Genomic DNA, 13,515 nt, shown 5'->3' on the forward strand with positions numbered 1-13,515 from the left:
TCAGGCGGTGCGCTGTTCGACTGGACGACCGGAATAAAGACGGCTCCCTACCCTGACCTGCATCAAGCCATTGCTGAGAAGCCGCACAAAAATACCCTGAATGGAAACACAAGACCCTAGTTGAACAGTGCGCAGCATGTCATCCCCCCGAATGTAACAAGGCTGTGAAGATTGAGTGAGTATTTCCATAAATGGTGAAAAAGATACTAACTTTTTCGCATAGCGTTCAATTTTCTTGCGACGCGCCCAATATCACGAGAAATCCGTGTGAAAACCATTGACATGAGGAATTTTTAGGCGGGGCAAAAGCCGACAAAAGGCTCAAAGCCAGTCGCGCAGAATGGGAATCAGGGGAATATCGGCTGGGGGCATGGGGTAGGATCGCAAGTCTGCCGCGCGCACCCATTTGAGCGCTTGGCCCTCTCGCCCCTGCACGATCCCCTCCCATTTGCGGCAGGCAAAGAGCGGCATCAGCAGGTGAAAATCGGGATAGGAGTGGCTGGCAAAGGTCAAAGGGGCCAGACAACTGGCCCAGGTGTTGATGCCCAACTCCTCTTCCAATTCGCGGATCAACGCCGCCTCTGGTGTCTCGCCCGGCTCTACCTTGCCGCCGGGAAATTCCCACAGACCGGCCATTGATTTCCCCTCCGGTCTTTGGGTCAACAGAATGCGGCCGTCCACGTCAATGAGGGCGACCGCCGAAACCAGAACAGTTTTCAAGACCGGTAATCCGCGTTGATGTCGATATAGCCATGGGTCAGATCACAGGTCCAGACCCGTGCCGTACCACCACCTAGGCCCAGGTCGACATGAATCACGATCTCCTGTTGCTTCATATAGGCGGCGGCGCTGGCTTCGTTATAACTGGGGCTGACAAACCCGTCTTTGGCCACCTGCATATCGCCAAACCAGATCGCCAAAAGGTCACGATCCGCCCGCGCCCCGGATTTACCGATGGCCATCACCACACGGCCCCAATTGGGGTCTTCACCGGCGATGGCTGTCTTGATCAGCGGTGAGTTCGCAATCGCCTTGGCGTGGATATGCGCCTCGGCATCCGAGGCGGCACCAGTGACCGATATTTCGACAAATTTCGTCGCCCCCTCGCCATCGCGCACCACCTGATGCGCCAGATCGAGCATGACACGGCGCAGCCCCTCCATAAAGCCCATGCTATTCTCGGTCATCCGAAGGCCAGAGGCGCCGGTGGCGGCCACGAGCAGAGTGTCTGAGGTTGAGGTGTCGCTATCCACGGTGATGCAGTTGAACGTCGTGCGATTCAGCGCGCTGACCATATCTTGAAGGATGACCTGATCTATCGCAGCATCGGTGAATATATAGACAAGCATCGTCGCCATATCCGGGGCGATCATGCCCGACCCTTTGGCAATCCCCGCGATATGCACTGCCTGCCCATCAACCATCACCACCTCTGAGGCCCCTTTGGGAAAGGTATCAGTGGTCATAATCGCACGGGCAGCCGTTTCAATCGCATGGGGCGAAAGGGCAGAGGCCAGATCCTCTAGCTTGTCGATGATACGCTCATGCGGCAGCGGCTCACCAATCACCCCGGTCGAGGAGGAAAAGACGCGATTCGCTGGAATGCCCAGCGCACTAGCCGTCGCTTCGGTGATGGCTTGCACAGAGGTAGCCCCCCGCCGCCCGGTGAATGCGTTGGCATTGCCCGAGTTGACCACGATGGCTGCACCGGCCACCGGATCGCACCCGATCTTGTCCTGACAATCGAGCACTGCGGCCGAGCGGGTGGCCGAGCGTGTAAAGGCCCCTGCCACGGCCGTGCCGGGCGCGAGGCTCACCAAAAGCACGTCGGTGCGGTTTTGATAGCGCACTCCGGCCTCTGTTGTGGCAAAGCTCACGCCGCCGATCACGGGCAGCTTGGGAAAGCCTTCCGGGGCAAGCGGGGAAAGCGGCGGTTTGGCGCCCATGGCTCAGTTCTCCAGCAGGTCGGTTTGGTTGATGACAACAGGGTCCATTGCGGTCGTGTCGGTCCGGATCACTTCGGTCGCCGCCTCGCGTGCAGCGATAAAGGCATCAAAGGCCTCTTGCCGCAGGGTGTTGGTCAGCTCGTCGCGCACACCGTCCAGCGTCGGGCGTTCCTTGATCCGCGTCTCGTTGAGTTGGATAACATGCCAACCGAATTGTGTTTGGATTGGCGCAGAGACAGCCCCCACGTCGAGGGCTGCCACAGCGGCAAAGAACTCTGGAACCATCACGCCATCACCAAACCAGCCCAAATCCCCGCCTGACGGGCCGGACGGGCCGATGGAATGCTCCTGCGCCAGCGCTGCAAAATTTGCCCCGCCCTCCAATTCGATCACAAGGTTTTGAGCGGCCTCTTCGGTCTCGACCAGAATATGCGCGGCCTTGTATTCGGTTTCGTCCTCTGCCCCGGCATATTGTGCGTCATAGGCGGCTTGCAGGCGCTCTTCGGTCAAGTCGGCGTTGACAACGTCCTCTGCCACATCGGCGGCCAAAACGGCGCGGCGCTCGTTCTCGAGTTGTAGTGCAGCCGCACGAGACAAATCGCCCTCATGCGCTTGGCTCAACAATTCCTGCTGGATCAGTTGATCCAGAACGCCCTTGAACAGAGCCTCTGGGGGCACCTGATCATATTGCGCGGGCAGGGCTGCGCGAACCGCGAGCATATGCCCAAGGGTAATATCGGTGCCGCCAACGGTGGCCATCACCGTTTCGGCACTTGGGGTGTCCTGCGCAAAGGCCTGAGCGCCAATGGCAAGGCCAGAGACAAGGGCCGCGGTCGAAAGCAAGTGGCGGTACATGAAATCATCCTTTGGTGGGGCCCGCAGAGCGGGGGTGCGCGGGTGCGCAGCGTTGACACTCAACCGGCTGGCCCTTACATCGCCCTGAGACCAAGGCAGAACCGCCGTCTTGCGCCCCGTTTTAGGGGGACGCGGCAAGAGGGGCAAGCGGTTGCCTGCCAAGGATAGGCAAAACACCGGAACGGATAAAACATGTTGGGTATTGGAACGGTCGCCAAAAAGATCTTCGGCACCCCGAATGACCGCAAGATCAAGGCGACGCGCCCGTTGATCGCAAAGATCAATGCGCTTGAATCCGAGTATCAAGGCCTGAGCGATCAGGCGCTCATCGACAAGACCAACGAATTCCGGGCTCGGATCGCCGGGGGCGAAAGCCTAGAGGCCCTCTTGCCCGAGGCTTTTGCCAATTGTCGCGAAGGGGCTCGCAGGGCCTTGGGTCTTCGGGCCTTCGACGTACAGTTGATGGGGGGGATATTTCTGCATCAGGGCAATATCGCCGAGATGAAGACAGGCGAAGGCAAAACCCTCGTTGCGACATTCCCCGCTTATCTCAACGCTCTCTCGGGCAAGGGCGTGCACATCGTCACCGTCAATGACTACTTGGCCAAGCGGGATGCCGAATGGATGGGCAAAGTGTTTGGTGCGCTCGGAATGACGACGGGTGTAGTCTATCCCCAACAGCCCGAGTCCGAGAAAAAGACGGCCTATGCCGCTGATGTGACCTACGCCACGAATAACGAGCTTGGGTTCGATTACCTGCGCGACAACATGAAATCGTCGCTCGAGGATATGAACCAGCGCGGCCATAACTTCGCGGTGGTCGACGAGGTGGACAGCATCCTGATCGACGAGGCGCGCACGCCCCTGATTATCTCTGGGCCAAGTCAGGACCGCAGCAGTCTTTATCAGTCGATCAATACGCTGATCCCTGAATTGCAAGACGAACACTATAAGCTGGACGAAAAGACCCGAAATGTCACATTCACGGAAGAGGGTAACGAGTTTCTCGAAAACCTGCTTGTGACACGTGGTGTGCTGCCCGAGGGGCAATCTCTCTATGATCCCGAGAGCACGACCATCGTGCATCACGTCAATCAGGGTCTGCGCGCGCACAAACTCTTTACCAAGGACAAGGACTATATCGTGCGCGGTGGCGATGTGGTGTTGATCGACGAATTTACCGGCCGGATGATGGCGGGCCGGCGCCTGTCGGACGGTTTGCATCAGGCGATTGAGGCCAAAGAGGGCTGCACGATCCAGCCAGAGAATGTGACGCTGGCCTCTGTGACGTTTCAGAACTACTTTCGCCTCTATGACCGGCTGTCGGGTATGACCGGCACCGCCCTGACAGAAGCCGAGGAATTTGGCGAAATCTACGGTCTTGGCGTGGTCGAGGTGCCAACCAACAGGCCCATCGCGCGCATCGACAAGGATGATGCCGTCTATCGCACCGCCCGCGAGAAATATGAGGCGATTGCCTCGGCCATTCGCACCGCGAGCGAAAAGGGTCAGCCGACGCTGGTGGGCACCACCTCTATCGAAAAATCCGAAATGCTGAGCAAGCTGCTGACCGAAGCGGGCATTGCTCATAACGTGCTCAACGCGCGCCAGCATGAAAAAGAGGCGCAGATCGTTGCCGATGCGGGCAGGTTGGGCGCGGTGACCATCGCCACCAACATGGCCGGACGCGGCACCGACATCAAATTGGGCGGCAACGTCGACTTCAAAGTTATGGAGGCCATCGCCGCCGATCCAGAAGCAGATCCCGAAGAAATTCGCAAACGGATCGAGGCCGAACATGCCGCCGATGAAGAGGCGGTGAAGGCCGCAGGTGGCCTCTTTGTGCTGGCGACCGAACGACACGAGAGTCGTCGGATCGACAATCAGCTGCGCGGTCGCTCGGGCCGTCAAGGCGATCCGGGTAAATCCGCCTTCTTCCTCAGTCTCGAAGACGATCTTATGCGCATCTTCGGCTCTGAGCGGCTGGAAAAGGTGCTGGCAACGCTTGGCATGAAAGAGGGCGAGGCGATCATTCACCCTTGGGTCAACAAATCCCTGGAACGCGCGCAAGCCAAGGTCGAAGGGCGCAACTTTGACATCCGCAAGCAATTGCTGAAATTCGACGATGTGATGAACGAGCAGCGCAAGGTGATCTTCAAGCAGCGTCTCGACATCATGCGCGCCGAAGATCTGAGTGAGATCATCAAGGACATGCGCGGCGAGGTGATCGACGATCTGGTCGATCAATACATGCCACCCAAGACCTATGCCGATCAGTGGGACACCCAAGGTCTCTATGCGGCGGTGATCGAAAAGCTCAACATGGACCTTCCGGTGATCGACTGGGCCGCAGAAGACGGCGTGGACGACGAGGATATTGTCGCCCGGCTGGACAAGGCCGCCGATGAGATGATGGCGGCCAAGGCAGCACAATTCGGCCCCGATACCATGCGGATGATTGAAAAGCAGATTCTGTTGCAGACCATCGACGGAAAATGGCGCGAACATTTGCTGACGCTCGAGCATCTGCGCAGCGTCGTTGGGTTCCGTGGCTATGCACAGCGCGACCCGCTCAACGAATATAAAAATGAAGCGTTCCAATTGTTCGAAAACATGCTCGATAGCCTGCGCATGGATGTAACGCAGAAACTGGCTCAGATTCGCCCCATGAATGAGGCCGAGCAGCAGCAGCTGATGCAGGAAATGGCAGCGCAGCGCGCAGCGATGATGGCGGCTGCTGACACCAGCGAACCAGCTGAAGTGAATGAGAATGCAGCCCCCGGTTTTGATGAAAACGATCCTGCAACTTGGGGCAATCCGGGGCGCAACGATCCATGCCCTTGTGGATCCGGCAAGAAATTCAAGCATTGCCACGGGCGTCTGGCCTGACACCAGCGCCCGATTGACACCCATTCCGCGCCATACCGGGGCCATTTTTGTGCATTAGGCCTTTCCCTGACAATTGATGTGTCAGGGAGAGTCTTATGTCCAAGGCCAGACGTTACATCACTGCAGGCGGCACGCTCGCCTGTGCTTTGGGGATCGGGTATTTCATGCAGGCCGGGGCTCAGAGCCCGGCGCAGAATGCCACTGCAATCCCCGGCCCGGCCCTAGAAGCGCCGGTTGAGATTACCCAGATCGAGCTGACCTCTGCAGGGGCGGTGCCGCCGATGACAGCGCCAGAGCCTGTTGCCTTGCCTGCAACACCCGTGACGCTGGCCGTGGCTGAGGATGTGCCTTTGACTGACACCCTGCCCGAAGAAGAGATCGCACCCAGTTTTGCCTGTGATTACATAATGGAGGCCCGCGCGCAGGCCGCCGCGATGGTCGAGGTGACACTCAGTGCGCCCTGTCAGCCCAACACAAATTTCACGTTGCACCACAACGGCATGATGTTCACAGCCGTCACCGATGATCAGGGTGAGAGCACGTTGACCATCCCCGCATTGGCCGAAGCGGCGGTGTTCATTGCTGCGTTCGAAGATGGCGAAGGTGCCATTTCTACTGCAACAATGGACACGCTGGCGCTTTATGACCGCTTTGTCGTGCAATGGCGCGGAGGCGAGGTGCTGCATCTGCATGCGTTCGAATATGGTGCTGAATTCGGTGGCTCTGGTCATGTCTGGGCCAATGCCAGTGAAGATATGACACGCGCGCTCAAGGGCGAGGGTGGGTTCCTGACATCTCTTGGTGAGCCGAATCTCGATCAGGGGCTGAGGGCCGAGGTCTATACCTTTCCCACTGGTGCCATGCTGCAAGATGGCGTTGTGCATTTTCAGGTCGAGGCTGAGGTAACAGACGCCAATTGCAGCCGGGATTTCGAAGCGCAGTCTATCGCGACGGGCGCAGAGGGACTCGTGGTGCAAGATATTGTGCTGGCAATGCCCGACTGCGAGGGGATTGGTGACTTTCTTGTGTTGAAAAACCTGTTCAATGACCTGAAGATCGCGTCGAACTAAAGCGCGGTGTTGCAGGGGGCAAGCTATGACAATTGTGCGTGCGGCGTTCTTCGCCGCACTTTCGTTTCTGATATTACCTGGCTTTGCCCGAGCGCAGGATGTCACGCTACGCTCGCACGACGGCGCTGTGGAGATTTCTGGCAATCTTTTGGGCTTTGATGGCGAGTTTTACCGCGTCGACACGATTTATGGCGAGCTGACGGTAGATGGCTCTGGCGTGGCCTGTGAGGGGCCGGGTTGTCCTGACCTGGAACATTACGTGGCACGTCTGGTGTTTTCCGGGGCGCCCACGATTGGCCGGGTGTTGATGCCCGCTCTGATCGAGGCATTCGCCATTCGCGGTAATTACGACGTGACCCGCGAAGATCTGAGCCCGCAAGAGCTGCGGTTTGCGCTGAATCAGGGCGACGGCACTTTAGTTGGCGAATTTGTGTTTCGCCTGACCAATACCGACGAAGGTTTTGCCGATCTTTTGGCTAATGAGGCCGATATTGCCATGACCCTGCGCGAGGCGCGGCAGGACGAGATCACGCGCGCGCGCGAGGCGGGATTGGGCAATCTGATGGCCCCGGGGCAGGTGCGCGTGCTGGCACTTGATGCACTCATTCCCGTGGTCGCACCAAGCAATCCGGTTCAGGATATCAGCCTGCGCGAATTGGCGCAGGTGCTGTCGGGCGACGTCACCAATTGGGCCGCTTTGGGGGGGCCCGATGCGCCGATTGATGTGCACCTCTGGGATGCGGCGACCGGCATTGGTCAGGCCAGCGTCGATCAGGTGCTGCGACCAGAGGGGCGGGACGTACTGGAACGCGTGCAACGTCACCCCGACGGCGCGACCTTTGCCGAGACGGTAGCCAGCGATCCATTTGCCATTGGTCTCACGACACGTTCTGAACAGGGTAACACTTGGGAACTGGCGCTGAGCGGGGACTGTGGTTTTGCCCTCAGCGCCACCCGTCGCGCCGTCAAGACCGAGGATTATCCGCTGACCGCCCCCCTCTTTATTTATTTGCCCGCACGGCGGCTTCCGAAACTGGGGCGCGAGTTCATGACCTATCTGAGGGATCCGTCGGCGCAGTTGGTCATTCGACGCGCCGGGTTTGTGGATCAAACCCCAGAGGAAATCGAGATTAACGCCCAAGGCGACCGATTTGCCAATGCCATCGCGCAGGCAGGCACAGAGGTAGGATTGGAAGAACTGCAACGGATGGTGAAGGTTCTGGGGCCGCTCAAACGTCTGACCACAACCTTTCGGTTCGAGGCTGGATCGGTGCGGCTTGATGCGCAATCCCGCTCTAACGCCGAGCAGTTGGCGCGAGCGATGGAACTGGGCCATTACGATGCGCGGCGATTGGTCTTTGTCGGCTTTTCCGATGGCGATGGTCCGGCGGGCACCAATCGCGACATTGCCCTGCGCCGGGCCGAGACGGTACAGCGTGCCGTGATGCGTGCCGCCGAGACTGCAAATCTAGAGCGAATCGGCCTAGAGTTGGATGCCTTTGGCGAGGCGATGCCGATGGCCTGCGATGACACAGCCTGGGGGCGGCAAGTGAACCGTCGCGTCGAAGTCTGGGTGCGTTGACAGCCGTCAGAGAAAGCCTGACGACCGAAAGCTGACCTCAGAGGATTTACCGATCACGATATGGTCGTGCAGCGTCAGGCCGAGCGCCTCTGCGGCGGTTTGAACCTGTCGCGTCATGCTGATATCAGCGGCGGAGGGCGTAGGATCACCCGAGGGGTGGTTATGCACCAAGATAAGCGCGCTTGCATTGAGATGTAGCGCACGCTTGACCACTTCACGCGGATAGACAGGGACATGATCAATGGTGCCACGCGCCTGTTCCTCATCTGCGATGAGGATATTCTTGCGGTCCAGATAAAACACGCGGAACTGTTCGATCTCGGCATGGGCCATTGTGGTGTGGCAATAATCGAGCAGGGCATCCCAAGAGGAAATGACCTGACGCCGGAGCACACGGGCGCGGGCCAGACGATGCGCTGCGGCCTCCACGATCTTAAGCTCTGTTGCCACCGCTTCGCCCACGCCGGGCAGCGCGATAAGCCGGTCCAGCGGGGCAGAGATGACCCCGTTGAAATCCCCGAATTGTGCCAAAAGCGCATGCGCCAACGGTTTCACATCGCGCCGGGGAATGGCGCGAAAAAGCACGAGTTCCAAAAGCTCGTAATCTGGTATCGCTGCGGCCCCTCCTTCAAGAAAGCGACTGCGCAGCCGGGTGCGGTGATCGCGAATATAGGAAGGCTGTGACGCACTTCGTTGTCCCTCTGCTACATCATTGGCAAAGAGGGGAAGCGGCATATCGGAAAAGGCGCGGGGTTTGCTCATGCGCCCACATTGCCGCAAGAGCCTTAGCAAGAGGTTAACGACTGCGCGGCGCATGAAAAAACCCGGCCGTGTCTGGCCGGGTTTGGTTTAGCTTTTCATCGAGTCCCAGAAACTTCGGACCGATGAGAAAAAGCTCTTGCTCTCGGGGCTATTGTCCTCGCTCAGCGCTTCGAACTCACGCAACAACTCGGTTTGCCGCGAGGTAAGGTTCACCGGAGTTTCAACCGCCATTTCGATGAACATGTCGCCATGCGCACCACCGCGCAGCGCGGGCATCCCCTTGCCACGCAGGCGCATCTGGCGGCCTGATTGCGAACCGGGTGGTATCTTGACCCGGCTGCGCCCGCCGTCGATTGTGGGCACCTCGATATCGCCACCCAGAGCGGCCTTGGTCATCGACACTGGCACGCGGCAAAAGAGGTTGGTTTCCTCGCGCTCAAACAGCTCATGCTTGGCCACCTCGATGAAGATGTAAAGGTCGCCTGCCGGACCGCCACGCATGCCAGCCTCGCCCTCACCAGCAAGCCGAATGCGGGTGCCGGTTTCCACCCCGGCTGGGATGTTGACCGAGAGCGCGCGATCTTTCTGCACGCGGCCTTGACCCTGACAGCTTTTGCAGGGGTTCTTGATGATCTGCCCCAGGCCTCCGCAGGTGGGACAAGTCCGCTCAACGGTAAAGAAACCCTGCTGCGCGCGCACCTTGCCCATGCCTGAACAGGTGGGGCAGGTGCTGGGCTGCGCACCGCCTTCGGCCCCAGAACCCTCGCAGGCATCGCAGGGCACGGCAGAGGGCACCTTGACCGTCTTTTGCAGGCCAGAATAGGCCTCTTCCAGCGTTATGCGTAGGTTATAGCGCAGGTCAGCGCCACGTGCGGCACGCTGCCGCCCGGTGCCGCCACGCGCACCGCCCATGAAATCGCCGAAAAGGTCATCGAACACATCAGAGAAGGCAGAGGCAAAGTCGCCTTGGCCGGCACCACCGCCAAATCCACCCGGACGCGCGCCGCCACCGCCCATGCCACCTTCAAAGGCCGCATGACCAAAGCGATCATAAGCCGCTTTTTTTTCCGGGTCCTTGAGCACGTCATACGCCTCTCCTGCCTCTTTGAACTGGCGTTCAGAGTCGGGGTTGTCGGCGTTGCGGTCGGGGTGCAGTTCCTTGGCCTTCTTGCGATAGGCCTTTTTTATATCATCGGCCGAGGCGCCCTTGGACAGCCCGAGCACTTCGTAATAGTCACGTTTGGCCATCGGGGATCTCCTTGGTGTGACCCTGATGGGACCGATCCGGCGCGATGCCGAACCGGCCCCGATGGGTCAAGACGGGCCTCAGGCGCGCTTGTTGTCGTCGAGATCCTCGAAATCGGCGTCAAGGATATCATCCTCATCGCCGCCGCGATCGGCTGCACGCGGTTCGTCGTCTGGGTCGCTCTGGCTGGACTTGTAGATCGCCTCGCCCAGCTTCATCGAGGCTTCGGCCACGTTTTGGATGCCAGATTTGATCTTGCCAACATTGTCGGTCTCAAGCTCGTCCTTGAGCGCGGCAATGGCCAGTTCGATCGCCTCAACTGTGGTTGGATCAACCTTGTCGCCATGTTCCTCAATCGACTTTTCGGTCGAGTTGATAAGGCTTTCGGCCTGATTGCGGGCTTCGACCAGTTCGCGACGGGCCTTGTCGGCCTCGGCATTCTCTTCGGCGTCCTTGATCATCTTCTCGATGTCTTCGTCCGAGAGACCGCCCGACGCTTGGATCGTGATCTTCTGTTCCTTGTTGGTGCCTTTGTCTTTGGCCGAAACAGACACGATACCGTTGGCGTCGATGTCGAATGTTACTTCGATCTGCGGCATGCCACGCGGTGCGGGTGGGATGTGTTCCAGATTGAACTGGCCCAGCATCTTGTTGTCCGCTGCCATCTCACGCTCGCCTTGGAAGACGCGGATCGTGACGGCAGACTGGTTGTCTTCGGCAGTCGAGAAGATTTGGCTTTTGTTCGTCGGAATGGTTGTGTTGCGGTCAATGAGGCGGGTGAACACGCCACCCAAGGTCTCAATCCCGAGCGACAGCGGCGTCACGTCGAGCAGCACCACATCCTTGACGTCGCCCTGAAGCACGCCCGCCTGAATGGCAGCGCCCATGGCGACAACCTCATCGGGGTTCACGCCCTTGTGCGGCTCTTTGCCAAAGAACTTGGTCACTTCCTCGACCACGCGGGGCATGCGGGTCATACCACCCACAAGAACCACCTCGTCGATGTCGGCGGCGGTAAGCCCCGCATCCTTGAGCGCGGCTTTACAGGGCTTGAGCGACGCGGTGATGAGATCGCCCACAAGGCTTTCGAGCTTGGCACGGGTCAGTTTTACGACCATGTGCAGCGGCTGGCCATTCGACCCCATCGAAATGAATGGCTGGTTGATCTCGGTCTGGGACGAGCTCGACAGCTCGATCTTGGCCTTTTCTGCCGCTTCCTTGAGGCGCTGAAGCGCCATCTTGTCCTTGGTCAGATCAACGCCATGCTCTTTTTTGAACTCATCGGCAAGGTAGTTGACGATGCGCATGTCAAAGTCTTCACCGCCAAGGAACGTATCGCCATTGGTGGATTTCACCTCGAAGAGGCCATCGTCAATCTCGAGAATGGTGACATCGAAGGTGCCGCCGCCAAGGTCATAAACCGCGATGGTATGCGTATCTTTCTTGTCCAGACCATAGGCGAGTGCCGCTGCCGTCGGCTCGTTAATGATACGCAGCACCTCAAGACCGGCAATCTTGCCTGCGTCCTTGGTGGCCTGACGCTGAGCGTCGTTGAAATAGGCGGGCACGGTGATAACGGCCTGCGTCACCTCTTCGCCAAGATAGCTTTCGGCGGTTTCCTTCATCTTGCCGAGGATGAAGGCAGAAATCTGTGAGGGGCTGTATTTCTCGCCACGTGCCTGAACCCAGGCATCGCCATTGCCACCGTCAATAACGGTGAACGGCATGTTCTTTTTGTCTTTGGCGAGATACGAATCGTCCGCGCGGCGGCCAATCAGACGTTTCACACCAAAGATGGTGTTTTCTGGATTGGTCACGGCCTGCCGCTTGGCGGGCTGGCCGACGAGACGCTCGGTCTCGGTAAATGCGACGATGGACGGGGTGGTGCGCGCGCCTTCGGAGTTTTCGATCACGCGGGCCTGAGAGCCGTCCATGATCGCGACGCAGCTGTTGGTGGTGCCGAGGTCAATACCAATAACTTTGGCCATGTTGTTCGATCCCTTCTAACTTAGGCGATGTGACAGAGGCCTGACCCGTTACGGCATCCGGCCCCCGGTGAATGACAGGTCAGCCCGTGGCATGACCAGTGGTTCCGGGCGTATATAGGCAGGGGATTGTGCCCCTGCAAGCGGTGGCTGCTGGGCAATTCCTCGAATTTGGTCCGAATTGGCGCTGTCCGGCGCAAAAGGAGGCACAGGATGCCAGAGCCAACGCTGATCCTGCGGGATGTCGTAATCTACAAAGGGTGGCTCGACCCTCTGGAACAAGAGGCGTTGATCGCGTCCCTGCGCGATGTGGTGGCTCAGGCACCGCTTTTTCAGCCGGTGACACCCTCGGGCCGCGCGATGAGTGTGCGCATGACTTCGGCGGGGCGCTGTGGTTGGATCAGTGACCGAAATGGCTATCGTTACGCGGGCCATCATCCTGATGGAATGGGTTGGCCCCCGATTCCCGAAACTGTTCTGGCAATCTGGCGCGCCTTGGTCAGCGAAACACGGCTGCCAGATTGCTGCTTGATCAACCACTACACGGGGCAGGCGCGCATGGGCCTGCATCAAGATCGGGATGAGGCTGATTTTACTTGGCCGGTGCTGTCGATTTCTTTGGGGGATGATGCGCTCTTTCGCATCGGCAATGTGACACGCGGAGGCAAGACCGACTCGCTCTGGATTGCGTCTGGCGACGTGGTGGTCATGGGGGGCGCGGCACGGCTGGTCTATCATGGGATCGACCGGATCAGACCCGGCACCTCAAGCCTATTGCGCGGGGGTGGGCGGATCAATCTGACCTGTCGGGTGGTGATGTGAGGCGCCACGCCGTAGCGCATTAAAAAGGCCTTGTCCGCGCACTGGCGGACAAGACCCGTAATAAAAGAACCGGCGCTGTCAGGCGTTGACAGAAAGGCGCTCGATTTCTTCTTTGATCTTGAGTTTCTGCTTTTTCAGTTCCGCGATTTCCAGCGTGCTGCTGCCCGGCGCGCGCTGCGCCCGTTCCACTTGTTCCGAGAGCGCGTGATGTTTCTTCTTCAGTTCTTCAATATGCGAACTCAAGCTCATGGGCAGTCTCCTCTGTGGTGTGGATGTGTCTTTTCGACATGGGAAGTGCACCACATTTTTACAATACTGTCACGCTGCACCTGCAAACTGCGCGGCGCTTTGCCTGCGG

At 58.9% G+C, this 13,515-nt stretch carries 11 protein-coding genes; 4 read left to right on the forward strand and 7 right to left on the reverse strand.

All coding sequences use genetic code 11. From position 1 onward, the window contains the following. Window positions 1-321 precede the first annotated feature (321 nt). The 3 genes from mutT to ACLGGT_RS07980 are packed head-to-tail and all read right to left on the reverse strand — an operon-like array spanning window position 322 to window position 2,801. Window positions 322-720: an 8-oxo-dGTP diphosphatase MutT gene (gene mutT / locus ACLGGT_RS07970; protein ID WP_081507152.1), complete on the reverse strand. Its 399-nt coding sequence runs from the start codon at window positions 718-720 to the stop codon at window positions 322-324. Then, complete coding sequence (argJ, locus tag ACLGGT_RS07975; protein ID WP_437195603.1) at window positions 717-1,946, reverse strand: bifunctional glutamate N-acetyltransferase/amino-acid acetyltransferase ArgJ; 1,230 nt, start codon at window positions 1,944-1,946, stop codon at window positions 717-719. Before argJ ends, mutT begins: the two co-directional genes overlap by 4 nt. Before the next feature lie 3 nt (window positions 1,947-1,949). Beyond that, window positions 1,950-2,801, reverse strand: coding sequence for a peptidylprolyl isomerase (locus tag ACLGGT_RS07980; protein ID WP_151977719.1), 852 nt, complete (start codon window positions 2,799-2,801; stop codon window positions 1,950-1,952). A gap of 192 nt (window positions 2,802-2,993) precedes the next feature. Here ACLGGT_RS07980 and secA point away from each other — a divergent pair, with 192 nt between their 5' ends. The 3 genes from secA (at window position 2,994) to ACLGGT_RS07995 (ending at window position 8,342) form a co-directional block, all read left to right on the forward strand. Then, entirely contained in the window at window positions 2,994-5,690 is a 2,697-nt protein-coding gene (gene secA, locus ACLGGT_RS07985; protein WP_008281295.1) for a preprotein translocase subunit SecA, read from the forward strand. Window positions 5,691-5,785: 95 nt separating this feature from the next. Beyond that, the gene (locus tag ACLGGT_RS07990; RefSeq protein ID WP_422003394.1) at window positions 5,786-6,760 is read left to right on the forward strand and encodes a hypothetical protein; all 975 of its coding nucleotides are present in this window, start codon (window positions 5,786-5,788) and stop codon (window positions 6,758-6,760) included. 25 nt (window positions 6,761-6,785) lie between these two features. Continuing rightward, window positions 6,786-8,342 (forward strand): substrate-binding domain-containing protein, encoded by a 1,557-nt coding sequence (locus ACLGGT_RS07995; protein WP_081507147.1) that lies wholly within the window; start codon window positions 6,786-6,788, stop codon window positions 8,340-8,342. 6 nt (window positions 8,343-8,348) lie between these two features. On the opposite strand, the gene radC is transcribed toward ACLGGT_RS07995, so the two are convergent. From radC to dnaK, 3 genes are all read right to left on the reverse strand, one after another. Continuing rightward, complete coding sequence (gene radC, locus ACLGGT_RS08000) at window positions 8,349-9,104, reverse strand: RadC family protein (RefSeq protein ID WP_008281300.1); 756 nt, start codon at window positions 9,102-9,104, stop codon at window positions 8,349-8,351. An 87-nt stretch (window positions 9,105-9,191) separates the two neighbouring features. Beyond that, entirely contained in the window at window positions 9,192-10,352 is a 1,161-nt protein-coding gene (gene dnaJ / locus ACLGGT_RS08005) for a molecular chaperone DnaJ (protein WP_437195607.1), read from the reverse strand. A 78-nt stretch (window positions 10,353-10,430) separates the two neighbouring features. Continuing rightward, window positions 10,431-12,338: a molecular chaperone DnaK gene (gene dnaK, locus ACLGGT_RS08010; RefSeq protein WP_081507145.1), complete on the reverse strand. Its 1,908-nt coding sequence runs from the start codon at window positions 12,336-12,338 to the stop codon at window positions 10,431-10,433. Window positions 12,339-12,548: 210 nt separating this feature from the next. On the opposite strand from dnaK, the gene ACLGGT_RS08015 reads away from it, so the two are divergent. Further along, the gene (locus tag ACLGGT_RS08015) at window positions 12,549-13,157 is read left to right on the forward strand and encodes an alpha-ketoglutarate-dependent dioxygenase AlkB family protein (RefSeq protein ID WP_437195609.1); all 609 of its coding nucleotides are present in this window, start codon (window positions 12,549-12,551) and stop codon (window positions 13,155-13,157) included. Between the two features lie 78 nt (window positions 13,158-13,235). On the opposite strand, the gene ACLGGT_RS08020 is transcribed toward ACLGGT_RS08015, so the two are convergent. Further along, the gene (locus ACLGGT_RS08020) at window positions 13,236-13,406 is read right to left on the reverse strand and encodes a YdcH family protein (RefSeq protein WP_008281304.1); all 171 of its coding nucleotides are present in this window, start codon (window positions 13,404-13,406) and stop codon (window positions 13,236-13,238) included. Window positions 13,407-13,515 lie beyond the last annotated feature (109 nt).

Source organism: Roseovarius sp. MS2 (assembly GCF_051447875.1).
Taxonomy (GTDB): Bacteria; Pseudomonadota; Alphaproteobacteria; order Rhodobacterales; family Rhodobacteraceae; genus Roseovarius; species Roseovarius mucosus_A.